The sequence below is a fragment of the Brevundimonas sp. BAL450 genome (assembly GCF_015767455.1).
Lineage (GTDB): Bacteria > Pseudomonadota > Alphaproteobacteria > Caulobacterales > Caulobacteraceae > Brevundimonas > Brevundimonas abyssalis.
The window spans coordinates 1-24107 of the sequence record NZ_JADWOW010000051.1; the positions used below are offsets into that span (position 1 = coordinate 1).

At 68.2% G+C, this 24107-nt stretch carries 19 protein-coding genes and 1 pseudogene; 18 read left to right on the forward strand and 2 right to left on the reverse strand.

The annotated features are described in order from the left end of the window. Nucleotides 1-1609, forward strand: a 1609-nt coding sequence (locus IWC96_RS08625; protein WP_196838739.1) for a calcium-binding protein, incomplete at its 5' end; no start/stop codon positions are given. 15 nt (nucleotides 1610-1624) lie between these two features. Here IWC96_RS08625 and IWC96_RS08630 read toward each other — a convergent pair. Next, the gene (locus tag IWC96_RS08630) at nucleotides 1625-2041 is read right to left on the reverse strand and encodes an AprI/Inh family metalloprotease inhibitor (RefSeq protein WP_196838740.1); all 417 of its coding nucleotides are present in this window, start codon (nucleotides 2039-2041) and stop codon (nucleotides 1625-1627) included. Nucleotides 2042-2135: 94 nt separating this feature from the next. On the opposite strand from IWC96_RS08630, the gene IWC96_RS08635 reads away from it, so the two are divergent. The 3 genes from IWC96_RS08635 to IWC96_RS08665 all read left to right on the forward strand — a co-directional run bounded on the left by IWC96_RS08635 (nucleotide 2136) and on the right by IWC96_RS08665 (nucleotide 6477). Next, nucleotides 2136-2663 (forward strand): hypothetical protein, encoded by a 528-nt coding sequence (locus IWC96_RS08635; RefSeq protein WP_196838741.1) that lies wholly within the window; start codon nucleotides 2136-2138, stop codon nucleotides 2661-2663. A gap of 154 nt (nucleotides 2664-2817) precedes the next feature. Further along, entirely contained in the window at nucleotides 2818-5517 is a 2700-nt protein-coding gene (locus IWC96_RS16165; protein ID WP_304502310.1) for a M57 family metalloprotease, read from the forward strand. A 33-nt stretch (nucleotides 5518-5550) separates the two neighbouring features. Further along, nucleotides 5551-6477, forward strand: a complete 927-nt coding sequence (locus IWC96_RS08665) for a 2-hydroxyacid dehydrogenase (protein ID WP_021698070.1) — start codon at nucleotides 5551-5553, stop codon at nucleotides 6475-6477. Between the two features lie 478 nt (nucleotides 6478-6955). Here IWC96_RS08665 and IWC96_RS08670 read toward each other — a convergent pair whose 3' ends face one another. After that, nucleotides 6956-7561 carry an EF-hand domain-containing protein gene (locus tag IWC96_RS08670; protein ID WP_081703502.1) on the reverse strand — a complete coding sequence of 202 codons (606 nt, stop codon included), beginning with the start codon at nucleotides 7559-7561 and terminating at the stop codon, nucleotides 6956-6958. 24 nt (nucleotides 7562-7585) lie between these two features. Here IWC96_RS08670 and IWC96_RS08675 point away from each other — a divergent pair, with 24 nt between their 5' ends. The 14 genes and pseudogenes from IWC96_RS08675 (at nucleotide 7586) to flhA (ending at nucleotide 24092) form a co-directional block, all read left to right on the forward strand. Beyond that, nucleotides 7586-8548, forward strand: coding sequence for a metalloregulator ArsR/SmtB family transcription factor (locus tag IWC96_RS08675; protein ID WP_021698072.1), 963 nt, complete (start codon nucleotides 7586-7588; stop codon nucleotides 8546-8548). Beyond that, nucleotides 8545-9480 (forward strand): annotated as a pseudogene (metF, locus tag IWC96_RS08680) (methylenetetrahydrofolate reductase [NAD(P)H]); the annotation flags it as partial. The gene IWC96_RS08675 and the pseudogene metF, both read left to right, overlap by 4 nt. A gap of 134 nt (nucleotides 9481-9614) precedes the next feature. Then, a complete protein-coding gene (locus IWC96_RS08685; RefSeq protein ID WP_196838743.1) occupies nucleotides 9615-10679 on the forward strand; it encodes a homocysteine S-methyltransferase family protein in 1065 nt (354 codons plus the stop codon). Then, a complete protein-coding gene (locus IWC96_RS08690; protein ID WP_196838744.1) occupies nucleotides 10676-11368 on the forward strand; it encodes a bifunctional 2-polyprenyl-6-hydroxyphenol methylase/3-demethylubiquinol 3-O-methyltransferase UbiG in 693 nt (230 codons plus the stop codon). The genes IWC96_RS08685 and IWC96_RS08690 overlap by 4 nt, the downstream gene beginning before the upstream one ends. After that, entirely contained in the window at nucleotides 11365-14034 is a 2670-nt protein-coding gene (gene metH / locus IWC96_RS08695) for a methionine synthase (RefSeq protein WP_196838745.1), read from the forward strand. The genes IWC96_RS08690 and metH overlap by 4 nt, the downstream gene beginning before the upstream one ends. Nucleotides 14035-14100: 66 nt before the next feature. Further along, nucleotides 14101-15606, forward strand: coding sequence for an aldehyde dehydrogenase family protein (locus IWC96_RS08700; protein WP_196838746.1), 1506 nt, complete (start codon nucleotides 14101-14103; stop codon nucleotides 15604-15606). Between the two features lie 49 nt (nucleotides 15607-15655). Then, complete coding sequence (locus IWC96_RS08705; protein ID WP_196838747.1) at nucleotides 15656-15901, forward strand: hypothetical protein; 246 nt, start codon at nucleotides 15656-15658, stop codon at nucleotides 15899-15901. Between the two features lie 113 nt (nucleotides 15902-16014). Continuing rightward, on the forward strand, nucleotides 16015-17652 hold the full coding sequence (gene fliF, locus IWC96_RS08710; protein ID WP_196838748.1) for a flagellar basal-body MS-ring/collar protein FliF: 1638 nt from the start codon (nucleotides 16015-16017) through the stop codon (nucleotides 17650-17652). Further along, nucleotides 17652-18689, forward strand: coding sequence for a flagellar motor switch protein FliG (gene fliG, locus IWC96_RS08715; protein WP_196838749.1), 1038 nt, complete (start codon nucleotides 17652-17654; stop codon nucleotides 18687-18689). The genes fliF and fliG overlap by 1 nt, the downstream gene beginning before the upstream one ends. A 1-nt stretch (nucleotide 18690) precedes the next feature. Further along, nucleotides 18691-19347: a flagellar assembly protein FlbE gene (locus tag IWC96_RS08720; RefSeq protein ID WP_196838750.1), complete on the forward strand. Its 657-nt coding sequence runs from the start codon at nucleotides 18691-18693 to the stop codon at nucleotides 19345-19347. Beyond that, nucleotides 19347-19679, forward strand: a complete 333-nt coding sequence (fliN, locus tag IWC96_RS08725) for a flagellar motor switch protein FliN (protein WP_196838751.1) — start codon at nucleotides 19347-19349, stop codon at nucleotides 19677-19679. Before IWC96_RS08720 ends, fliN begins: the two co-directional genes overlap by 1 nt. Before the next feature lie 38 nt (nucleotides 19680-19717). Next, a complete protein-coding gene (locus IWC96_RS08730) occupies nucleotides 19718-21115 on the forward strand; it encodes a sigma-54-dependent Fis family transcriptional regulator (RefSeq protein ID WP_196838752.1) in 1398 nt (465 codons plus the stop codon). A gap of 3 nt (nucleotides 21116-21118) precedes the next feature. After that, nucleotides 21119-22003 (forward strand): class A beta-lactamase, encoded by an 885-nt coding sequence (gene bla, locus IWC96_RS08735; protein WP_196838753.1) that lies wholly within the window; start codon nucleotides 21119-21121, stop codon nucleotides 22001-22003. A gap of 7 nt (nucleotides 22004-22010) precedes the next feature. After that, entirely contained in the window at nucleotides 22011-24092 is a 2082-nt protein-coding gene (gene flhA, locus IWC96_RS08740; RefSeq protein WP_370541123.1) for a flagellar biosynthesis protein FlhA, read from the forward strand. The last annotated feature ends 15 nt before the right edge of the window (nucleotides 24093-24107 follow it).

Here is a 24107-nt window from a genome sequence, read left to right on the forward strand (position 1 = left end):
CGGCAACGATCTGGACAACGACATCATCGGCAACGACGCGGCCAACATCATCAAGGGCGGCGGCGGCGCGGACCGCATGGAGGGTCTGGGCGGCGACGACACCTACTTTGTGGACAGCCGCGACGACGTGGTGGTCGAGGTGGAAGGCGGCGGCGTCGACACGGTGTTCAGCACCGTCAGCTTCGACGCCCGCTTCACCCACGTGGAGAACCTGAGAGCCCAGGGCAGCGCGGCGCGCAATCTCGTCGGCAACGATCTGGACAACGACATCATCGGCAACGACGCGGCCAACATCATCAAGGGCGGCGGCGGCGCGGACCGCATGGAGGGTCTGGGCGGCGACGACACCTACTTTGTGGACAGCCTCGACGATGTGGTGATCGAGGTGGCGGGCGGCGGCGTCGACACTGTGATCAGCACCGTCGGCTTCGACGCCCGCTTCACCCATGTTGAAAACATCACCCTGACCGGCGACGCCGCCGCCGACGTCGTGGCCAACGACCTGAACAACATCATCATCGGCAACAGCGCCGCCAACATCATCAACGGCGGCGGCGGCGCGGATCGCATGGAGGGCCTGGGCGGCGACGACACTTACTTTGTGGACAGCCGCGACGACGTGGTGATCGAAGTGGAGGGCGGCGGCGTCGACACGGTGTTCAGCACCGTCAGCTTCGATGGCCGCTTCACCCATGTGGAGAACATCACCCTGACCGGCGACGACAACGCCAACGCCGTCGGCAACGACCTGAACAACGTCATCAGGGGCAACGGCGGCGCCAATATCCTCAAAGGTCTGGGCGGCGACGACACCTACTATGTGGACAGCCGCGACGACGTGGTCGTGGAAGTGGCCGGGGGCGGCATCGACACGGTGTTCAGCACCGTCAGCTTCGACGCCCGGGCAACCCACGTGGAGAACATCACCCTGGTCGGCGACGCCAACGCCAACGCCGTCGGCAACGACCTGGACAACATCATCATCGGCAACGACACGGCCAACATCATCAAGGGCGGCGGCGGCGCGGACCGCATGGAAGGTCTGGGCGGCGACGACACCTACTTTGTCGACAGCCGCGACGACGTGGTGATCGAAGTGGAGGGTGGCGGCGTCGATACGGTGTTCAGCACCGTCAGCTTCGACGCCCGGTTCACCCACGTAGAGAACGTGACCCTTCAGGGTTCGTCCAACGCCAACGTCGTCGCCAACGACCTGAGCAACATCATCGTGGGCAACAGCGCGGTCAACATCATCATCGGGAACGGCGGTGCTGACTATCTGACCGGCGGGGGCGGGGCGGACACCTTCCGGTACAACGCGGTCTCCGATTCCAGCTTCGCCGACTATGACCGCATCATGGATCTGGGGGCTGACGACTTCATCGATCTGAGGAACATCGATGCGAACGTCAACGTCGCGGGCAACCAGTCATTCACCCAGGTGGACGAACTGACCGGTGAGGCGGGCCAAATGATCCTGACCTGGCTGCCGTCGGCGGGGTTCACCGTTCTCGCCGCCGACGTGGACGGCGACGGCGTGGCTGACATGCGGATCGTGCTGTACGGGGACCATTCCGACTTCGACAATTTCCTCGGCGTGGGAGGCTGACGCCTGGCCGCCGTATCAGCCGCGCGTCAGATGGATCGCCTCGCCCGAGGGCAGGGTGGCTTCATAGACGCCGGGGGCCGTGCGCGACAGGAACAGGCGTGTCCGGCCCTGCTGGTCCGTCAGGTCGATCCCGTCCGAGGCGGGCCGCCAGGCCCCGAATGCGTGCTGTTCCAGACCGCCGGGGCAGGTCCCCTCGACGTCCAGGGCGAAGCTCGGCGCCGCCGGGCGGGGCACGGGCGTGGGATCGGCGCGAAGCGTGAGGGTGCAGGACACGCCCCCTCCGCTCATGCGCCAGTTTCCGGCGAAATGCTCCGCCGGCTGAAGCGCCGGGATGCCGATGGTCATGGCGCTGGTCTCCGAAGGCTGCGCCCAGCCCGAACCGGCCATGAAGAGCGCGGCGACAAGTCCGGGCAGGGTCGGATGCGTGTCCATCTCCCTACACGAAACCGGGAACCTGGACATAAGTATGTTGATAGCTGGCGTTTGCCCGTTAAGGTCGCAGACGTCCCGATTGGAGGCCCCGCCCATGTACGCCTACCTTAACGCCGACTTTGGCCTGTTTCTTCACGACACAATATCGCGCCCCACCGATTTCGTGGCGCCCATGCGCTTGTCGTCGAACACGGACATTTTCGGCCAGTATGCGCCCCAGGGTCGACTGGCTGGTCTGATTGATGACCTCGCTTTCAGAACCTTCGCACTCGAATGGTCATGCGACGTCTACATGCCGGAATCGATCTATGCCGGGGACGGGGCGGACGCCTTGAAATACAATCCGGTCTCCGATTCCAGCTTCCCGGACTATGACCGCATCATGGATCCGGGAGCCGACGACTTCATCGACCTGCGGAACCTCGATGCGAACGTCAACGTCGCAGGCGACCAGTCATTCACCCAGGTGGACGAACTGACCGGTGAGGCGGGCCAGGTGACCCTGACGTGGCTGCCGGACGGCTTCACCCTGCTGGCCGCAGACATCGACGGCGACGGCGTGGCGGACATGCGGATCGTGATGAACGGCGATTTCGACGACTTCCTCGGCCTCGGAGGCTGACGTCCCGGCCACCGCGCGACAGGATCAGGCCGCCCGTAAAACGAGCGCACTGCGTTGCATCAGCTATCACAACTTGCTGGAGCCGAACAAAGAGGGTTGTCGCGGTCAGCCTCGTGTCTAATGTCCAGCCTAGGGTGAATGGAGGGAATGCGCCATGTGCGGCATCTGCGGACTGGGTTACTTTGTGCGCCATGAGCAGGATTGGCCTCTGATCGAGGAGCCTTTCCGCATCAATGCAGAGGACCGGGGTGGCGGGCCTTTCGGAGGCAAGCCCTCCTACACCGTGGAGGGCGCAGCGGGCGCCCTGGCGCGCGCGGGCCTGATCTGGGGCAGCGGCCCCGGCGCGGTGGTCACCTTCGCCTTCCGCGACACGGGCCCGGCGACCATGCCGAACGAAACCTCGGGCTTCTCGCGCTTCAACGAGGCCCAGATCGCCCAGACCCTCCTGGCGCTTCAGAGCTGGTCGGACCTGGCCAACATCACTTTCAACCGGGTGGGCGGCTCGGGCTATTCCAATGACGCCTCCATACTGTTCAGCAATTATTCCTCGGGCGCCGAGGGTGCTGCAGCCTTCGCCTCGCTGCCGGGAAACACCGCCGCCAGCGCCGCCAACGGCGACGTCTGGGTCAACAGCTCGCTCTGGTACAACGCTTCGCCCGCCTACATGAACTACGGTCGGCACACCCTGACCCACGAGATCGGCCACGCCATCGGCCTTCTGCACCCGGGGAACTATGACGCCAGCGAGGGCAATCCCACCTACGCCGACGCCGACTATCGGGAGGATACCCGCCAGTTCAGCGTGATGAGCTACTGGTCCGAAGCCAACACCGGCGCCGCGTTCCAGGGCAACCACCCGTCCGCGCCCCTGCTGGACGACATCGCGGCGATCCAGCTGATCTACGGCGCGAACATGAGCACGCGCACCGGCGACACCATCTATGGCTTCAACTCCAACACGGACAGGGATTTCTATACCGCCACGAGCAGCGGCGACGCCCTGATCTTCGCGGTCTGGGACGCGGGCGGCTATGACACCCTGGATTTCTCGGGCTACTCCCAGAACCAGTTGATTGACCTGCGCCAGGGGCACTTCTCCAACGTCGGCGGTCTGACCGGCAACGTCTCCATCGCCCACGGCGCGGTGATCGAGCGGGCCATCGGCGGATCTGGCAACGACGTCATGTATGCGGCGGCGACGCCCATCGCCGTGGCGGTCGCCGATCTGGTCAAGACGCAGGGGCAGGTGATCAACACCCGGGGGACGGCCTTCTCCCTGGACAACGGATTCGGGCTGCAGTTCGACGCCGAGATCATATCCTCCACGACTATTCCGCATGCGACGGTTCAGGCCACGGGCAGCGGAACCCATGAATGGTACCGCTTCACCGCGGGCGAGGGCGAAACGGTCACCATCGACATCGACGGGACGTCCGGGATCGACACGGTGGTCCGGATCTATGACGCGGCCGGCAATCCCCTGGCGCAGAACGACGACGGTCCTGTCGATGTCGGCAGCAGCGTCAGACAGGACTCCTTCCTCAGCTTCACCGTTCCTGCGGGCGGCGTCTATTACATCGTCGTAGGCACCTATGCCGGGCCCGGCTCGGGCGGCTATGTGGCCTATGATCCCGTCCCCGTGGGCGCCAGCTATCGTCTGAACGTGTCTCTTTCCGGCGCCGATGCGCCGGTGAGCGGCTACCAGGGTTCGCGGCTGGATGGCGGCGCCGGCAACGATGAGCTTTACGGGGGTCTGGGTAACGACATTCTGGTCGGCGGCGCCGGCGCGGACTACATGGAAGGCGGCGCCGGGAACGACATCTATTATGTCGACAACCGCAACGACGTCGTGGTCGAGACCGCAGGCGGGGGCGTGGACACGGTCTACGCCCGGGTCAGCTTCGACGCCCGCTTCACCCATGTGGAGAACCTGAGGGTTCAGGGCAACGCGGCGGTCAATCTGGTCGGCAATGACCTGGACAACATCCTTGTCGGCAACGACGCAGCCAACATTCTCAAGGGCGGCGGCGGCGACGACTATATGGAAGGCCGGGGCGGCGACGACACCTACTATGTGGACAGCCGCAACGATGTGGTCGTGGAAGTGGCCGGGGGCGGCATCGACACGGTGTTCAGCACCGTCAGCTTCGACGCCCGCTTCACCCATGTGGAGAACATCACGCTCCAGGGCGGGGCGAACGCCAACGTCGTGGGCAATGACCTGGACAACATCATCATCGGCAACAACGCCGCCAACATCATCAAGGGCGGCGGCGGCGCGGATCGCATGGAGGGGCTGGGCGGCGACGACACCTACTATGTGGACAGCCGCGACGATGTGGTCGTGGAAGTGGCCGGCGGCGGCGTCGACACGGTGTTCAGCACCGTCAGCTTCGACGCCCGTTTCACTCATGTGGAGAACATCACCCTCCTGGGTGGGGCGAACGCCAACGTCGTGGGCAACGCCCTGAGCAACATCATCATCGGCAACAGTGCTGACAGCATCATCATCGGGAATGGCGGCGCGGACTATCTGACCGGCGGAGGCGGGTCGGACATCTTCAAATACAATGAGGTGTCGGATTCCAGCTTCGCCGACTACGACCGCATCATGGATCTGGGGGCCGATGACTTCATCGACCTGCGCAACATCGATGCGAACGCCAACGTGGCCGGCAATCAGGTTTTCGAGCGGGTGGACGAGTTCACCGGACAGGCGGGCCAACTGACCCTGACCTGGCTGCCGGGGGCCGGTTTCACCCTTCTTGCCGCCGACGTGGACGGCGACGGCGTGGCGGACATGCGGATCGTGCTCTATGGCAACCACGAGGCCTTCGAGAACATCCTCCTGTAAGGGGGCCGCGGCTCCGACCCGGATGAGCGTTGCATGACCGACCGTCCCGCGATCCTGATCATGCAGCGGCATCTGGCGCCGCTGACGGCCTTTCTGGACGGGGCCTATACGGTCTACCGGTTCTGGGAGGGGCCGCCGGTGGAGGCGCGGGAGGATATCCGCGCCATGGTGGTGGCCGGCGAGTTCGAACTGGACAAGCACCTGATCGAGAGCCTGCCGCGGCTGGAGCTGATCGCCTGTTTCACCTCGGGCTATGACGGCATCGATGTGGACTGGTGCCGCGAGAAGGGCCTGCCGGTCACCCATGCGCCCGGCGTGAACCACGAGGACGTGGCCGACCACGCCCTGGGGCTGGTCCTCTCGGCGCGGCGGCGCATCACCGAGGGCGACCGGGCGCTGAGGGCCGGCCAGTGGACCCCCGACGCCAAGACCATCACCCCGTCCCTGAACCACCTGCGCGTCGGCGTCGTGGGCCTGGGCCTGATCGGCGAGGCGGTGGCGCGTCGCTGCGAGGCCCTGCGGATGCGGGTCGCCTGGTGGGGACCGCGCGAGAAGGAGGCCCCATGGCCGCGGGCGGCGTCGTTAGAGGACCTGGCGCGGGACAGCGACGTACTGGTGGTGGCCTGCCGGGCCGATGAAAACAACCGGGGGTTGATTTCAGGCGCGGTGATCGAGGCGCTGGGACCGGACGGCCTGCTGGTCAATGTGGCGCGCGGCCAGCTGGTGGATGAGGACGCCCTGATCGCGGCCCTGCGAGCGGGCAAGCTGGGCCATGCGGCGCTGGACGTGTTCGAGACCGAGCCCACGGACCCGGCGCGCTGGGCCGACGTGCCCAACACCACCCTGACCCCCCACACCGCCGGGGCCACCAACGAGGCGGTCCAGGGCATGCTGGGCCTGCTGCTGGAGAACCTGTCGGCCCACTTCGAGGGACGGCCGCTGAAGACCCCGGTGGAGTGAGACTCCGGGACGGAAAACAGTGCAATGGAGTGCAACGGGCGCCCTTGTCATCCCGGCCGACGCGAAGCGGAGAGCCGGGACCGTTGCCCTTCACCAACTGGACGCCCGGACAGCCGCGAGGCTGAGCCGGGCGAGCGGCGGAGGTGGACACATCGGCCCGGCTCGTCGCGATGCTCCGTCCGGGCCTGATCAAGGAATGACCGGTCCCGTCCCGGATAACGCCTTCGGCGTTTCCGGGATGACAAGGTGGGCGCCCCGGCCCGGTGAGACTCCGAAGCGGAAAAACAGTGCAATTGGAGTGCAACGGCCCCCAAAAAAACAGGGTCTGAATTGTCTGAATTGTCTGAAATCGCCTCCCGTCGGTTTGAACGGCCCAGTGTAAGGGGCGTGCGGGGAGGGGGGCGAAAAAGACGGGACGAGCGGCGCAACCCCTTGTGGGGAAGGGGACTGGCGGTGCGAGATGCGGGAATAAGCGGGCCTATTCGGCGCCCAGGGGGTCGCCGGCCTCGAACTCCGCCTCGGTGATCACGCCGTTGCCGTCGGCGTCGAGACGCTGATAGGCGCGGGTCGCCAGGTCGTTGAACTCCTGTCGGGAGACATGGTCGTCCAGATCGATGTCGGCGCGCTCCAGGGCGTTGCGCAGGCGGACCTGACCCACGCCCGAAATGATCTCCTCGCGGTCCAGCCGACCGTCGCCGTCTGTGTCCAGACGGTTGAACAGGCGTTCGGCCCGCGCCCGGTATTCGCCCAGGGTTTCGCCGTCGCGCGGCCCGATGACGATCAGGGGCTCTACGTCGGTCGCAGGTTCGGGCGGTGTCCGGGGCGAGGGCTCCATGCGCCGCGCGGCCATGCGCACGGGCGGCGGCGCGGGGTCCGGTTCAACGGCCGCAGAGGGCTCGTCTGCGGGATCGGTCGAGGCGTCCAGGAGGGGCGGCTCTTCCGCAAGGTCGGCCGCCGAGACGGATTCGGCGACGGGCGCAGCCTCGCTCCCCCCGTCCTCCCCGCGAGAGTCGCAGCCGGCCAGCAGCGGCAGGGCGAGGCCGAGAACCGCTGCCAGGCCAAGGAATTTTGCTTGCATAATCATATAAAGATATCTTTATATGACGTCATGTCGTTTACGTCCGATCAGGCTGTGGAAGCCCTGCGCGCCGCGGGAGAGCCGACCCGTCTCCGGGTCCTGACCCTGCTCGCGGGCGACGAGCTGTCCGTCATGGAGTTGTCGCGCATACTGGACCAGAGCCAGCCGCGCGTGTCACGCCATCTGAAGCTGATGGCCGACGCCGGTCTTATCGAGCGATTCCCCGACGGGGCGCGCGTGTTCTACCGCCTGTCGTCCGACCTGGCCGCGCGGCGGCTGGTGGACATGGTGCTGGACCTGCTGGAGGACGGCGCCGCCGATCAGGACCACGTCCGGTTGGAGGAGGTCCGCCGGGAGCGTGAGGCCGAGGCGGCCGCCTATTTCGAACAGGTGGCGCCGCGCTGGGACCAGATGCGTTCGCTGTACGTCTGCGAAAGCGCGGTGGAGGCGGCCATCGAGCGCGCCGCCGGTCCCGGACCCTTCGACCGGGTGGTGGATCTGGGCACCGGCTCGGGCCGCATGCTGACGCTGCTGGGCAAGAAGGCGCGCCTGTGCATCGGCCTGGACCTGAGCCAGAACATGCTGAACATCGCCCGGAGCAACACCGCGAAGGCGGGTCTGGACAAGGTGGAGCTGCGCCACGGCGACATCTTCGCCACCCGCCTGCCCGGCCAGAGCGCCGATCTGGTGATCGTCCATCAGGTCCTGCACTATCTGATCGACCCCGCCGCCGCCGTTCGCGAGGCCGCGCGCCTGGTGGCGCCGGGCGGACGCCTGCTGATCGTGGATTTCGCCCCCCACGCGCTGGAGCAGCTGCGCGAGGAACACCAGCATCGCCGCCTGGGCTTCTCGGACGCCGAGATCGCCGGCTGGCTGAGGGAGGCGGGGCTGGCCACTTCCGCCCCCATCGCCCTGCCGCCCGACACCGAAGACCTCACCGTCACCATCTGGACCGCCACGCGGGCCGAAACCGCGAAAAGGAGCGTGGCATGACCGCCCCCGCCAGCCTGGCCGAGGCCCGCGCCCTGCTGCTGTCGCCGCTGGGACCGGTGGCCCGCGCCGGACAACCGGGCGGCGCCGCGCCGCGCGTATCGTTCGAGTTCTTTCCGCCCAAGACCGACCAGGCCGAAGAGAACCTCTGGAACGCGGTGCGGCGGCTGGAGCCGCTGAACCCGGCCTTCGTGTCCGTGACCTATGGCGCCGGCGGCTCGACGCGGGAGCGGACCCACCGCACCGTCACCCGCATCCTGTCCGAAACCGGCCTGAAGCCCGCCGCGCACCTGACCTGCGTGGAGGCCTCGCGCGGGGAGATCGACGAGGTGATCGCCGAGTACAAGGCTGCGGGCGTGAACCACATCGTGGCCCTGCGCGGCGATCCGCCCGGCGGGGCCGGGATCGGGGGGGTCTATGAGCCCCGCGCGGACGGCTACGCCAACGCCACCGAACTGGCCGCCGCCATCAGCCGGGTGGGCGGTTTCGAGATCACCGTCGGGGCCTATCCGGAGAAGCACCCGGAGAGCCCCTCCATCGAGCACGACATCGATGTGCTGAAAGCCAAGGTGGACGCAGGCGCCACCCGGGCCATCAGCCAGTTCTTCTTCGACATGGACGCCTTCCTGCGGTTCCGCGACCGGGTGCGCGCGGCCGGGGTGACCATCCCCCTGATCCCCGGCGTCATGCCGGTGACCAATTTCGGCGCCCTGAAGCGCATGTCCGGCGCCTGCGGGGCCAGCGTGCCCGACTGGCTGGGCGCCCATTTCGAGGGACTGGACGAAGACCCCGACACCCGCCGCCTGATCGCCGCCTCCGTCGCCGCCGAGACCTGCGCGCGGCTGCAGGAGGAGGGGTTCGGCGACTTCCACTTCTACACCCTGAACCGGGCCGATCTGGTCTACGCCATCTGCCGGGTGCTGGGCGTTCGGGAAGCGCACTCCTCCCCCGACGGGGGAGGGGAACCGCGAAGCGGTGGAGGGGGCCAACCGCAAGCGCCGATGTCCGGGGCCAGCCCCCTCCACCACCCTGCGGGCGGTCCCCCTCCCCCGATGGGGGAGGATAAGCAATGACCCGCGCCGACCGTATCGCCGCCCTGCACGCGGCCGCGAAGGAGCGCATCCTGGTGCTGGACGGCGCCTGGGGGGTGATGATCCAGCGGCGCGAGCTGTCGGAAGAGGACTTCCGGGGCGAACGCTTCCGCGAGCACAACCATCCGCAGAAGGGCAACAACGACCTTCTGATCCTGACGCGCCCGGACATCATCGCCGACCTGCACGACCAGTATTACGGGGCCGGCGCGGACATTTCGGAGACCAACACCTTCTCCTCCACCACCATCGGCCAGGCGGACTACGGGCTTGAGGACGCGGTGTGGGACCTGAATTTCGAGGGTGCGAAGATCGCTCGCGAGGTGGCCGACCGCTGGACCGAGAAGGAGCCGCACAAGCCGCGCTTCGTGGCGGGCTCCATGGGGCCGACCAACCGGACCCTGTCCATCAGCCCGGACGTGAACGATCCAGGCTTCCGCGCCGTGAGTTTCGACGAGGTCTATGAGGCGTACAAGCAGCAGGCCCGCGCCCTGCACGAGGGCGGGGTCGACCTGTTCCTGGTGGAGACCATCTTCGACACCCTGAACGCCAAGGCGGCCATCAAGGCGATCCTGGACCTGCAGGACGAGGGCTATGAGGCCCTGCCGCTGTGGATCTCGGGGACCATCACCGACCGTTCGGGCCGGACCCTGTCGGGCCAGACGGCCGAGGCGTTCTGGAACAGCGTGCGCCACGCCAAGCCCTTCGCCATCGGCCTGAACTGCGCCCTGGGCGCCGACCTGATGCGGCCCCACATCGCCGACATCGCGCGGGTGGCCGACACCCTGGTCGCGGCCTTCCCCAACGCGGGCCTGCCCAACGCCATGGGTCAGTACGACGAACAGCCGCACCAGACGGCCTGTCACCTGCACGAGTGGGCCGAGAGCGGGCTGGTCAACATTCTGGGCGGCTGCTGCGGCACCACGCCGGACCATATCAAGCATGTGGCCGATGCGGTGGCGGGGGTGAAGCCGCGCGCGATCCCGGAGCGGCCGACGGCCATGCGCCTGTCGGGGCTGGAGCCGTTCGAGATCGCGTCATGAGCAAGCCTGTGTTCAATTTCGACGACCCGGACTTCGTCGCCAAATATGTCGAGAAGGGCCCGCCGGCTTTCACGCCGGGTCATGCGGGCCTGTTGCAGATGACCGGGGTGCTGCTGGCCGAGCGCGCGCCGGCGGACGGCCATATCCTGGTGGTGGGCGCCGGGGGCGGGCTGGACACGCGGGCGATGGCCCGGTTCGCGCCGGGCTGGCGGTTCACCGGGGTCGATCCGGCGGCCAAGATGCTGGATCTGGCCCGGGTGGTCCTGGGCGACGAGATCAATCCGCGGGTGGAGTTGATCGAGGGCGGGGTCGAGGCGGCGCCCGAGGGACCGTTCGACGGGGCCACCCTGATTCTGGTGCTGGAGCTGATCCCCGATGACGGGTCGAAGCTCAGGACGCTTCAGGAGATCCGGCGGCGCCTGAAGCCGGGCGCGGCCTTCGTGCTGGTGGACCGCTGCGACGATGCGGACAGCCCCGATTTCGACCGCAACATCGACCGCTACATCGCCTATGCGACGGCCAGCGGCGTCGATCCCGACACCCTGGGCAACGCCCGGGCCAGCCACCGGGCGAACAAGGCCATGGCGACCGCCGCGCGCGACGAGGCGCTCCTCAAGGAGGCCGGGTTCAGCGGCGTCCATACCTTCTATTTCGCCATGAATTGGCAGGGCTGGGTGGCCTACGCATGAGACCTGTCTTCATCAATGTCGGCGAGCGGACCAACGTCACCGGCTCGGCCAAATTCCGCAAGCTGGTGGTGGACGGGAACTATGGCGAGGCCCTGTCGGTGGCGCGCCAGCAGGTGGAGGCGGGCGCCCAGGTCATCGACGTGAACATGGACGAGGGGCTGCTGGACGGCGTCGTCGCCATGCGGACGTTCCTGAACCTGATCGCGGCCGAGCCCGACATCAGCCGGGTGCCCATCATGATCGACTCCTCCAAATGGGAGGTGATCGAGGCGGGGCTGAAGTGCGTTCAGGGCAAGCCCATCGTCAACTCCATCTCGCTGAAGGAAGGCGAGGCGGCGTTCCGCGAGCATGCGGTGAAATGCCTGCGCTACGGCGCGGCGGTGGTGGTCATGGCCTTCGACGAGGACGGCCAGGCGGACACGAAGGACCGCAAGGTGGAGATCTGCACCCGGGCCTATCGCCTGCTGGTGGACGACATCGGCTTTCCGCCCGAGGACATCATCTTCGATCCCAACATCTTCGCCGTGGCGACGGGGATCGAGGACCACGACAACTACGCCGTGGACTTCATCGAGGCGGTGCGGGTGATCAAGCAGACCCTGCCCCACGCCAGGGTGTCGGGCGGGGTGTCCAACGTCTCGTTCAGCTTCCGCGGCAACGAGCCGGTGCGCCGGGCGATCCACAGCGTCTTCCTGTACCACGCCATCAATGCCGGCATGGACATGGGCATCGTCAATGCGGGCGATCTGCCGGTCTATGACGACATCGACCCGAAGCTGAGGGAGGCGGTCGAGGACGTGATCCTGAACCGGCCCCAGCGGACGAACGTGTCCAACACCGAGCGGCTGGTGGACATGGCGCCGGAGTACAAGGGCGAGAAGGGCAAGGCGCGCGTCGTCGATCTGAAATGGCGCGAGGGCCCGGTTGCCAAGCGCATCGAGCATGCGCTGGTGAACGGGATCACCGAGTTCATCGAGGCGGACACCGAAGAGGCGCGGCAGGGCGTCGAGCGGCCGCTGCACGTCATCGAAGGCCCGCTGATGGACGGCATGAACGTGGTCGGCGACCTGTTCGGCTCGGGCAAGATGTTCCTGCCCCAGGTGGTGAAGTCGGCCCGGGTGATGAAACAGGCCGTGGCCTATCTGGAGCCCTATCTGGAGGCCGAGAAGGCCGGCAAGCCGCGCGAGCAGGCGGGCCGGATCCTGATGGCGACGGTCAAGGGCGACGTGCACGACATCGGCAAGAACATCGTCGGCGTCGTGCTCCAGTGCAACAATTACGAGGTGGTGGACCTGGGCGTCATGGTCCCGGCCGACCGCATCCTCGATGAGGCCAAGGCCCACAACTGCGACATCATCGGCCTGTCGGGCCTGATCACGCCGAGCCTGGACGAGATGGTGTTCGTGGCCTCGGAGATGGAGCGGCGCGGGTTCGACATTCCGCTGCTGATCGGCGGGGCGACCACGTCCAAAACCCACACGGCGGTGAAGGTGGAGCCGGCCTACAAGCGGGGCTCGACCACCTATGTCACCGACGCCAGCCGGGCGGTGGGGGTGGTCTCGGGGCTGCTGTCGGCCACCGAGAAGGACCGCATCCAGCAGGCCACGCGGGACGAGTATGTGCGGGTGCGCGAGCAGTATGCGCGGGGTCAGACCCAGAAGGCCCGCACGCCCATCGACAAGGCGCGCGCGAACCGTTTCGCCATCGACTGGGCGGCGCACAGACCGGCGAAGCCGTCGTTCACGGGGGTGAAGGCGTTCGACGCCTGGGATCTGGCGGACCTGGCCGCGCACATCGACTGGTCGCCGTTCTTCGCCAGCTGGGAGCTGGTGGGGCGGTTCCCCGACATTCTGGACGACGAGATCGTGGGCGAGGCGGCGCGGGACCTCTACAAGGACGCCCGGGCCATGCTGGACCGGATCATCGCCGAGAAGTGGTACACCGCGCGCGGGGTGGTGGGCTTCTGGCCCGCCAATGCGGACGGGGACGACATCATCGTCTGGGCCGATGACGCGCGCACCACCGAGCTGGCCCGGCTGCACACCCTGCGCCAGCAGATGGCCAAGACCCCCGGCAAACCCAATACAGCCCTGTCGGACTTCATCGCGCCCATGGGCTCGGACGACTGGATCGGCGGCTTCGCCGTCACCGCCGGGCATGGCGAGCTGGAGAAGGCGGGCGAGTTCAAGGCCAAGGGCGACGACTATTCCGCCATCATGGCCACGGCCCTGGCCGACCGTCTGGCCGAGGCTTTCGCCGAGCGCATGCACAAGGCCGTGCGCACCGAACTGTGGGGCTATGCCGCCGACGAGGCCCTGAGCGTCGCGGACCTGATCGCCGAGCGCTATCAGGGCATCCGCCCGGCGCCGGGCTATCCGGCCCAGCCGGAGCACACCGAGAAGCAGACCCTGTTCGACCTGCTGGACGCGCCGGGCAATGCGGGCATGGAACTGACCGAGAGCTTCGCCATGAACCCGCCGGCCTCGGTCTCGGGCCTGTATTTCAGCCATCCGGACAGCTTCTATTTCGGCGTCGGCAAGATCGACCGCGACCAGGTCGAGGACTATGCGCGCCGCAAGGGCTGGGAGCTGGCTGTGGCCGAACGCTGGCTGGCGCCGATCCTGAACTACGATCCGGATCAGGCGGCGCGGGACGACGCGGCGTAGGTTTCTCTCGGCCCTGTGGGAGTCTATGGACCCTCGGGACAAGCCATAGCGAGAAGAGAGACCCCCATGACGGCTGCGGATCAGGCGAAGGCGATACTGGAGCGGCTGGGCGTGGGCGCGGTGTTCGGTGCGGCGGGCGTCGAGGCGCGCTCGCCCATCGACGGGTCCGGCGCGGGGCGCGTGGCGGAGGCGTCGAGCGACGACATCGAGCAGGCGGTGGTGAGGGCGCAGGGGGCGTTCGACCACTGGCGCCGCGTGCCGGCGCCTCGGCGGGGCGAGCTGGTGCGGCTGCTGGGCGAGGAGCTGCGGGCGGCCAAGAACGATCTGGCCATGCTGGTGACGCTGGAGGCGGGCAAGATCGTCTCCGAGGGGGCCGGCGAGGTGCAGGAGATGATCGACGTCTGCGACTTCGCCGTGGGGCTGTCGCGGCAACTGTACGGCCTGACCATGCCGTCCGAGCGGCCCGGCCACCACATGCGCGAGACCTGGCAGCCGCTGGGGCCGGTGGCGGTGATCTCGGCCTTCAACTTCCCCGTGGCCGTATGGTCGTGGAACGCGGCGCTGGCGCTGGTGTGCGGCGATCCGGTGATCTGGAAGCCGTCAGAGAAGACGCCCCTGACCGCCATCGCCGTGCAGGCGGTGTTCGACCGCGCCGCCGCCCGCTTCGGCGACGATGCGCCGGAGGGCCTGTCGCAGGTGCTGATCGGCGGGCGGGGCGTGGGTGAGGCGCTGGCGGCGGACGGCCGCATCCCGCTGGTGTCGGCCACCGGCTCGACCCGCATGGGCAAGGCGGTGGCGACCACCGTGGCCGGGCGGCTGGGCCGCAGCCTGCTGGAGCTGGGCGGCAACAACGCCATGATCGTCAGCGACAGCGCCGATCTGGATCTGGCGGTGCGGGCCATCGCCTTTTCCGCCGTGGGCACGGCGGGCCAGCGCTGCACCTCCCTGCGCCGCCTGATCGTGCATGAGGCCGTGGCCGATCAACTGTTGAATCGACTGACCAAGGCCTACGCCAGCCTATCCATCGGCGATCCGCGTCAGGACGGCACGCTGGTGGGGCCGCTGATCGACGGCGACGCAGGGCGCGGCTTCGACGCGGCCATCGAACAGGCGCGCGCCGAGGGCGGCGAGGTGCTGACGGGCGGGGTGCACGCGGACTGGGCCGGCGGGGTCTATGTGAAGCCCGCCATCATCCGCATGCCGGCCCAGTCAGACGTGGTGCTGCGCGAGACCTTCGCGCCGATCCTGTACGTCCTGACCTATGCCGATTTCGACGCTGCGGTGGCGATGCAGAACGCGGCGCCGCAGGGCCTGTCGTCCTGCGTCTTCACCGAACGGATGCGCGAGGCGGAGGGCTTCCTGTCGGCCTGGGGCTCGGACTGCGGCATCGCCAACGTCAACATCGGCCCCTCGGGCGCCGAGATCGGCGGGGCGTTCGGCGGCGAGAAGGAGACCGGCGGCGGGCGCGAGAGCGGCTCGGATTCCTGGAAGGCCTATATGCGCCGCCAGACCCAGACCCTGAACTTCTCGGGCGCTCTGCCGCTGGCCCAAGGCGTGCGCTTCGACGTCTAGCCAAGCGGCGCCGTTATGAACCTTTCGGCCGGTTCGGGTTTCACAACTCATGGCCCATGATCTCGACACCCTGCTCGAAGGCGCGCCGGCATACGGCGTCCTGGACGCCAAGGACGGCGTGGTTCTGTTCCGCCGCCCCGGTCACGAGGATGAATTCGACCGTATCGCCGCCGAGGCGGTGGAACGGGCGGGCGACGACTATGAGGCGATCCCGCTGGCGAACGATGAGGCGGAATGCGACCGCGTCTTCATCGCGCCTCTGAATGAGCGCAGATCTTTCGAGGCGTCGGACTGATCCTCATTCATTCCGGCTTTCCTGACCGATCTTAAGACCGCGTTTACCATGGGGGCGGCACTTTCTGCCTAGCGGGAGCGTTCGAGGTCGCCCGCGTGTTGGGGGCGGTGTGCGTGGGCGGTTTCACGGCGGCTTTGCAGAGATTCGGTATAGGCCGTCTGGCCGCCGTGCTGGGCGTGGCGGCGGGCGTGACGGCCGTGCTGATCGCCCTGATGCTGCGCGTCGGCCAGGAGCCCGACGCGCTGCTCTATTCCAATCTGGACCTGCGCGAGGCCGCCGAGATCACCGCGGCCCTGGACCAGCAGGGCATCAAATACTCCACCCGCGGCGACGGCTCGACCGTCATGGTCCACCGGGACGACGTGGGCACGGCGCGCCTGATGCTGGCCTCGTCCGGCATGGTGACCTCGGGCAGCGTCGGCTACGAAATCTTCGACACCCAATCGGTGCTGGGTCAGACCGAGTTCCAGCAGAACCTCAATGAAAAGCGCGCCCTTGAGGGCGAGCTGGCCCGGACCATCCAGGTCATGCGCGGCGTCAATTCCGCCCGGGTCCACATCACCCTGCCGCGCCGCGAGATGTTCCAGCAACAGGCCGGCGAGCCCACGGCGGCCGTGGTTGTGGGCGTCGGCGGCCGCGACCTGACCGGCGACCAGATCCGCGCCATCCGCAACGTCATCGCCTCGTCTGTGCCGAACATGCGTCCCGACCGCGTCACCGTGGTGGACGAGGCCAACCGCACCCTGGCCGCCGGCGCCGAGGAGGAAGGCTTCACCGCCGGTCTGGGCGACGGCCGCAGGACCGAGATGGAGGCGGCCATGACCGCCCGCATCCGCGATCTGGTCGAGGGCGTCGTCGGCGTCGGCGCCGCGCGGGTTCAGGTTTCGGCCGAGATCGACACCAGCCGCCAGACAACCCAGGAGCAGCGCTACGATCCCGACGGTCAGGTGGTGCGCTCCACCTCCACCTCCGCGTCGAACGCGCAGGACAATCAGGCCCAGCCCGATGGTGTGGTGGGCGCCCAGCAGAACATCCCCGGCGGCGAAGACCCGGCCATGATGGCTGTGGGCTCCACTAGCGGCGATCAGTCCGAGATCACCAACTACGAAATCTCCAACACCACCACGACGACGGTGCGCGAGCCCGGCCAGCTCCAGCGGGTCTCGGTGGCCGTGGCGGTCGACGGCGTCCTGACCCCGCCCGCAGGCGGCGAGGGCGAGCCCACCTACACGCCGCGCTCGGAAGAGGACATGGAGCGGATCGAGGCCCTGGTCCGCTCGGCCATGGGCTTCAGCGAGGATCGCGGCGACCAGGTCAGCGTCATCAACGTCCGCTTCAACCGCGACACTCCGGTCATCGGCGGGACGGACGCCGGCGCGCCGCTGATGAACTTCACCAAGAACGACATCATGCGCGGGGTCGAGCTGCTGATCCTGCTGGTCACAGGCCTGCTGTTGATCTTCTTCGTCCTGCGTCCGCTGCTGAAGACCGCGCGCGGCGAGGGCGGACGCGGTGTTACGGCGCTGCAGACCATGGCCATGGGCGGGGAGCCGGCCATGGCGGGCGCCCTGCCGTCGGGGGGCGGAAACGCCGCGCTTCCCGCGCCGAACTCCGACATGGACCAGCGCATCGACATCGCCCGGATCGAGGGTCAGGTGAAGGCGTCCTCGGTCAAGAAGGTGGCCGAGTTCGTTGACAAGCATCCCGAGGAATCCGTCTCGATCCTGCGCACCTGGGTTCAGGAGGGCTGATGGCCGCCCGCCTCGCCGCCAAGAAGCCGGGTGTGGACGACGCCCGCCGCCTGACCGGCCCTGAGAAGGCGGCCGTGATCCTGCTCGCCCTCGGCGAGGACCACACCTCCCTCTGGCAGGCGCTGGACGAGGACGAGATCAAGGAGATCTCGCAGGCCATGGCGTCGCTGGGCTCGGTCCAGGCCAGTGTGGTCGAGGAGCTGATGGTCGAGTTCGTGTCCGGCATGTCGGGCGCCGGCTCCCTGATGGGCAGCTATGACCAGACCCAGCGCCTGCTGGCCGCCTTCATGCCGTCCGAGCGGGTCGAGGCCCTGATGGAGGAGATCCGTGGTCCGGCCGGCCGGACCATGTGGGACAAGCTGGGCAATGTGAACGAGGCGGTCCTCGCGAACTACCTCAAGAACGAATACCCCCAGACCGTGGCCGTGGTGCTGTCCAAGGTGAAGTCCGAGCACGCCAGCCGCGTCCTGACCGCCCTGCCCGAGGACTTCGCCCTGGAATGCGTCCAGCGCATGCTGCGCATGGAGCCCGTGCAGCGGGAGATCCTGGACAAGATCGAGCAGACCCTGCGCACCGAATTCATGTCCAACCTGGCCCGCACCTCCAAGCGCGACAGCCACGAGGCCATGGCCGAGATCTTCAACAGCTTCGACCGCCAGACCGAGGCCCGGTTCCTCGGCGCGCTGGAAGAGCGCAACCGCGAGGCGGCCGAGCGCATCCGCGCCCTGATGTTCGTGTTCGAGGATCTGGGCAAGCTGGACCCCGGCGGCATCCAGACCCTGCTGCGCGCGGTGGAGAAGGACCAGCTGGCCCTGGCCCTGAAGGGATCCTCCGAAACCCTGCGGGAACTGTTCTTCTCGAACATGTCCGAGCGGGCGTCGAAGATCATGCGCGAGGACATGGAGGCCATGGGCCCCGTGCGCCTCAAGGACGTGGACAGCGCCCAGATGACCATGGTCCAGGCGGCCAAGGATCTGGCGGCCAAGGGCGAGATCATGCTGGTCGGCCAGGGCGGCGACGACGAGTTGATCTACTGACATGACCCAACCGCAGCATCAGCCCTTCGTTTTCGGCACCGAGTTCGACGCCTCCGGCGCCGTGGTGTCTTCGCAGCCGACCCAGACGGTCAAGCGCGTGTATCTGGCGGCCGAGGTCGAGGCCCTGGTCGCCAAGGCCCGCGCCGAGGCCCGGGAACAGACCCTGGCCGAGCTGGAAGGCGTTCAGGCCATGGCGCTGGCCGAGATCGGCCAGGCGGTGGGGCGGGCGCTGCCCGGACTGGCGCGGGTGGCCCATGAGCATCGGGCGGCCTCCGCCGACCTGGCCCTGGCCGCCGCCCGCATCATCGCCGGTTCGGCCCTGGAGCAGACGCCGCAGGGGCCTCTGCATGAGGCCCTCGAGGCGCTGGGTCACGAGATCGACGCCACGCCGCGGCTGGTGGTGCGCACGGGCGGGCTGTCCGACGACGCGCGCGGCCGCATCGAGGCGGTCTGCGCCGAGGCGGGTTTCACCGGCCAGGTCTCGTTCCGCGACGAAGCGGGCATGGAGTCCGCCGCCTTCGCCCTGGAGTGGGCCGACGGCCGCGCCGAATACAGCCCCGAAGATTCCGCCCGCCGCGTCGGCGAGGCCCTGGCCGCAGCCCTGGCGGCCGAAGGCGGCCACGCCGAAACTCTCAATGCTCCTGAAGGAGACGCCTGATGCCATCCGACGATCTGGCCCTTGAAGAATTCGCCGAAGGCACGGCGCTCGCGACGGCGGATGACCCGGGCGACAAATCCGCCTCCGACCTGGCGCCCGTGTTCGACGTGCCGGTCAACATCTCGGCCGTGCTGGGCAAGGCCCACATGTCGGTGGCGCAACTGCTGAAGCTGAATCGCGGCTCGGTGCTGGAACTGGACCGCAAGGTCGGCGAGGCCATCGACATCTTCGTCAACAACCGGCTGGTCGCCCGCGGGGAGGTCGTCGTCGTCGAGGACCGCCTGGGCGTGACCATGACGGAAATCATCAAGACCGAGGACTCCGGCGCCTGACGGCGACGGTTCGGCACAGAGTTTAGAGGAGAAGGACCATGCGGCTCCTGGTGGTGGGACGGCTCAGCGGACAGCTGGCGGCGGCGGTGAAGATGGCCATGGCGCACGGCGCCAAGGTCGGTCACGTCGAGCGCTGTGATCAGGCCACCGACAGCCTGCGGCGCGGGCAGGGGGCCGACCTGCTGATGGTCGACTACCACCTGGACATCGCCGCCCTGATCGCGGCCAACGAGGCTGAGCGCATCCATGTGCCGGTGGTGGCCTGCGGGGTGGACGCCGACGCCGATCTGGCCGCGAACGCCATCCGCGCCGGGGCCAAGGAGTTCATCCCCCTGCCGCCCGAGGCGGACCTGATCGCCGCCGTCCTGGCCGCCGTGGCCGACGACGACCGGCCCATGGTCAGCGCCGACCCGAACATGGTGGCGGTCATCAAGCTGGCCGACCAGGTGGCCAAGTCGGAAGCCTCCATCCTGATCACCGGCGAAAGCGGCGTCGGCAAGGAGGTGATGGCCCGTCACCTGCACGCCCAGTCGCGCCGCGCCGACAAGCCGTTCATCTCCGTCAACTGCGCCGCCATTCCCGACAACCTGCTGGAATCCGAGCTGTTCGGGCACGAAAAGGGCGCCTTCACCGGCGCCGTGGCCCGCCGCATCGGCAAGTTCGAGGAGGCCGACGGCGGCACCCTGCTGCTGGACGAAATCAGCGAGATGGACGCCCGGCTGCAGGCCAAGCTGCTGCGCGCCATCCAGGAGCGGGTCATCGACCGGGTGGGCGGCGCCAAGCCGGTGTCGGTCAACATCCGCATCATCGCCACCTCCAACCGCGACCTGGCCCGGGCGGTCAGCGAGGGGACGTTCCGCGAGGACCTGCTGTACCGGCTGAACGTGGTCAACCTGCGCCTGCCGTCGCTGCGCGAGCGGCCCGGCGACGTGGCGGTGCTGGCCGATCACTTCGTCAAGAAATACGCGGTCGCCAACGGGGTGCCGGCGCGGCCCCTGTCCGAGGCGGCGCGCCGCGCGCTGCTGGGGCACCGCTGGCCCGGTAACGTGCGGGAGCTGGAGAACGCCATGCACCGGGCGGTGCTGCTGGCCACCGGGCCGGAGATCGGCGAGGACGCCCTGCGCATGCCCGACGGCCAGCCGCTCGGCGCCGCGGGGACGGCTGCGGCGGCGAGCGACGCGGGTGTCGCGGGCCATGCGGCCCAGGCCGCCGACGCCGTCACCCGCGCCTATGTGGGCCAGACGGTGGCCGAGATGGAGAAGACCCTGATCCTGGACACCCTGAGCCACTGCCTGGGGAACCGCACCCATGCGGCCAACATCCTGGGCATCTCGATCCGCACCCTGCGCAACAAGCTGAACGAATACGCCGACGCGGGCGAAGCCATCCCCGCGCCCCAGTCCGGCGTCGCCGGATCCGCCTACAACGCAGCCTGAGCCATGACCGCGAGAACGGACCGCAGAAGCGTCCTGACCGGCCTTGGCGCACTCGCGGCGGCGGGGTGCTCCAACGTGGCGTCCGGGCGAGCGGTGGAGCCCGTTCAGCTGGACCTGGCGGACCTTGAGTCCCGGCAGGGCGGGCGGCTCGGCCTCGCCGTGTCTCATGAAGGCGGCGAAGCCCTCTGGCGCGCTACGGAACGCTTCACCTATTGCTCGACCTTCAAGCTGTTCCTGGCCGCCGCGACGCTGGAGCGCGTGGCGCGGGGCGAGGAGCGGCTGGATCGCGCCCTGCCGATCACGTCGGACGACATGATCTCCCATGCGCCGGTCACGGGTCCGGCGGTGGGCGGCGCCCTGACCATCGAGGCGCTGTGCCGGTCGACGGTCGAGCTCAGCGACAATCCGGCGGCCAACATCCTGATCCGCGAAATGGGCGGTCTCGACTCATGGCGGAACTGGTACCGTTCCATCGGAGATTCGGTGACCCGCGTGGACCGTCTGGAGCCAGAGTTGAACCTTGTCGGCGATGAACGGGACACCACCACGCCGACGCAGGCCGTGGCGAACATGGCGCGGCTGCTGGCGCCGGGCCAGACGCGCCTGACGGCTGCGCACCAGACGCTGCTGGAGCGCTGGCTGACGGACTCGCCCACCGGCCCGAACCGCATCAAGGCCGCCGCCCCCGACGGCTGGCGCGTGGGGCACAAGACCGGGACCAGCTCTCTGGGTCCGGTCAACGACATCGGCGTGATCTGGCCGCCCGAGGGCGCGCCCATCTTCGTCGCCGCCTATTACGAAGGCCCGCCCAGCGACGACTTCGCGGCGGGCGAGGCCGTCATCGCCGAGGCTGTGGGCCGGGCGCTGGAGGCGTTCGGACATGGCTGACGCGGGCATGATGAAGGACGGCATGGCGCGGCCCTCGGGGCGCGACATGTTCGGCTGGTTCATGCGCGGCGAAGTGGCGCTGGCGCTGGGCGTCGTGCTGATCATCTGCCTGCTCATCATCCCGATGAGCAGCTTCATCCTGGACCTGCTGCTGGCCATCTCCATCACCGGCTCGGTGCTGGTGCTGATGACCGCCCTGCTGATCAAGAAGCCGCTGGACTTCGCGGTCTTCCCCACCGTGCTCCTGGTGGTGACCCTGTACCGGCTGGGGCTGAACCTGGCCTCGACGCGCCTGATCCTGAGCCACGGACACGAGGGCACCGCCAGCGCGGGTCAGGTGATCGAGGCGTTCGGCGCCCTGATGATGGGCGGCAGCTTCGTCATCGGGGTGATCATCTTCGCCATCCTGCTGGTGGTGAATTTCGTGGTCATCACCAAGGGCTCGACCCGCATCGCCGAGGTCTCGGCCCGCTTCACCCTGGACTCCATGCCGGGCAAGCAGATGGCCATCGACGCGGACCTGTCGTCGGGCCTGATCGACGAGAACACGGCCCGGTCGCGCCGCAAGGAGCTGGAGCAGGAGTCCACCTTCTTCGGGGCCATGGACGGCGCCTCCAAATTCGTGCGCGGCGACGCCGTGGCGGGTCTGATCATCACCTTCATCACCGTCATCGGCGGCCTGATCATCGGCATCGTGCAGCACGGCATGTCGGCGGGCGACGCCGCCTCCAGCTATGTGCTGCTGGCGGTGGGCGACGGCCTGGTGACCCAGGTGCCGGCGCTGATCGTGTCCATCGCCGCGGGCTTCCTGGTGTCCAAGGCCGGGGTCGAGGGCTCGGCCGACAAGGCGCTGGTGGCCCAGATGGCCATGAACCCGGTGGCGCTGGGCATGGTGTCGGCGGCGGCGGGCTTCATCGGCCTGATCCCCGGCATGCCGCTGCTGCCGTTCGCGGTGCTGTCGGGAGGGGCAGGCTATCTGGCCTGGCGACGCGGGCGAAATCGGCTGAGGCCCGAGCCGGTCGAGGTGGTCTCCGACGGCCCGGCCGAGGATGTGGAGGAACCCATCTCCACCGCCCTGACCATCGACGAGGTCAAGATCGAGCTGGGCTATTCGCTGCTGAGCCTGATCAACGATCTGGAGGGGCGGCGCCTGACGGACCAGATCCGGGCCCTGCGCCGGTCGCTGGCCCAGGAGTTCGGCTTCGTCATGCCCGCCGTGCGCATCCTCGACAACATGCGCCTGGCCACCCAGGGCTACGCCATCCGCATCAAGGAGATGGAGGCGGGGAACGGCGAGGTTCGTCTGGGCCAGATCATGGCCATGGACCCGTCAGGCCGTCAGGTGGAGCTGCCGGGCGAGCACACCCGCGAGCCCGCCTTCGGCCTGCCCGCCACCTGGATCGACGACTCCCTGCGCGAGGAGGCGACCTTCCGGGGCTACACCATCGTCGATCCGTCCACGGTGCTGACCACGCACCTGACCGAAATCCTCAAGGACAACATGGCCGACCTGCTGTCCTACGCCGAGGTGCAGAAGCTGCTGAAGGAGCTGGGGACCGAGGAGAAGAAGCTGGTGGACGAACTGATCCCCTCGGTGGTCACGGTCACCACCCTGCAGCGGGTCCTGCAGTCCCTGCTGCGCGAGCGGGTGTCGATCCGCGATCTGCAGGCCGTTCTGGAGGGGCTGGCCGAGGCGGCGCCGCACACCAATTCGGTCACCCAGCTGGTGGAGCACGTGCGCACCCGGCTGGCCCGTCAGCTGTGCTGGCAGCACAAGGGCGACGACGGGGCCTTGCCGATCATCACCCTGAGCCCCGAGTGGGAGCAGGCCTTCGCCGAGAGTCTGGTGGGGCAGGGCGAGGACAAGCAGCTGGCCATGGCGCCGTCACGGCTGCAGGACTTCATCCGTCAGGTGCGCGACGTATTCGAGCGCGCGGCCATGGGCGGCGAAGCCGCGGTGTTGCTGACCGGCCCCATGATCCGCCCGTATGTGCGCTCCATCATCGAACGATTCCGCGGCCAGACCGTGGTGATGAGCCAGAACGAGGTGCATCCCAAGGCGCGGCTGAAGACCATCGGGCAGGTTTAGGGCGGAGGGCTCTCT

Bases quoted from the DNA above. Each gene is read 5' to 3' on its own strand.
- metH (WP_196838745.1), top strand. From the start codon at position 11,365: ATGAGACCTGTCTTCATCAATGTCGGCGAGCGGACCAACGTCACCGGC.
- IWC96_RS08675 (WP_021698072.1), top strand. From the start codon at position 7,586: ATGTCGTTTACGTCCGATCAGGCTGTGGAAGCCCTGCGCGCCGCGGGA.
- IWC96_RS08690 (WP_196838744.1), top strand. From the start codon at position 10,676: ATGAGCAAGCCTGTGTTCAATTTCGACGACCCGGACTTCGTCGCCAAA.
- fliN (WP_196838751.1), top strand. From the start codon at position 19,347: ATGCCATCCGACGATCTGGCCCTTGAAGAATTCGCCGAAGGCACGGCG.
- IWC96_RS08670 (WP_081703502.1), bottom strand. From the start codon at position 7,561: ATGATTATGCAAGCAAAATTCCTTGGCCTGGCAGCGGTTCTCGGCCTC.
- IWC96_RS08665 (WP_021698070.1), top strand. From the start codon at position 5,551: ATGACCGACCGTCCCGCGATCCTGATCATGCAGCGGCATCTGGCGCCG.
- IWC96_RS16165 (WP_304502310.1), top strand. From the start codon at position 2,818: ATGTGCGGCATCTGCGGACTGGGTTACTTTGTGCGCCATGAGCAGGAT.
- IWC96_RS08720 (WP_196838750.1), top strand. From the start codon at position 18,691: ATGACCCAACCGCAGCATCAGCCCTTCGTTTTCGGCACCGAGTTCGAC.
- IWC96_RS08685 (WP_196838743.1), top strand. From the start codon at position 9,615: ATGACCCGCGCCGACCGTATCGCCGCCCTGCACGCGGCCGCGAAGGAG.
- fliG (WP_196838749.1), top strand. From the start codon at position 17,652: ATGGCCGCCCGCCTCGCCGCCAAGAAGCCGGGTGTGGACGACGCCCGC.
- IWC96_RS08730 (WP_196838752.1), top strand. From the start codon at position 19,718: ATGCGGCTCCTGGTGGTGGGACGGCTCAGCGGACAGCTGGCGGCGGCG.
- IWC96_RS08700 (WP_196838746.1), top strand. From the start codon at position 14,101: ATGACGGCTGCGGATCAGGCGAAGGCGATACTGGAGCGGCTGGGCGTG.
- IWC96_RS08630 (WP_196838740.1), bottom strand. From the start codon at position 2,041: ATGGACACGCATCCGACCCTGCCCGGACTTGTCGCCGCGCTCTTCATG.
- bla (WP_196838753.1), top strand. From the start codon at position 21,119: ATGACCGCGAGAACGGACCGCAGAAGCGTCCTGACCGGCCTTGGCGCA.
- IWC96_RS08635 (WP_196838741.1), top strand. From the start codon at position 2,136: ATGTACGCCTACCTTAACGCCGACTTTGGCCTGTTTCTTCACGACACA.
- IWC96_RS08705 (WP_196838747.1), top strand. From the start codon at position 15,656: ATGGCCCATGATCTCGACACCCTGCTCGAAGGCGCGCCGGCATACGGC.
- flhA (WP_370541123.1), top strand. From the start codon at position 22,011: ATGATGAAGGACGGCATGGCGCGGCCCTCGGGGCGCGACATGTTCGGC.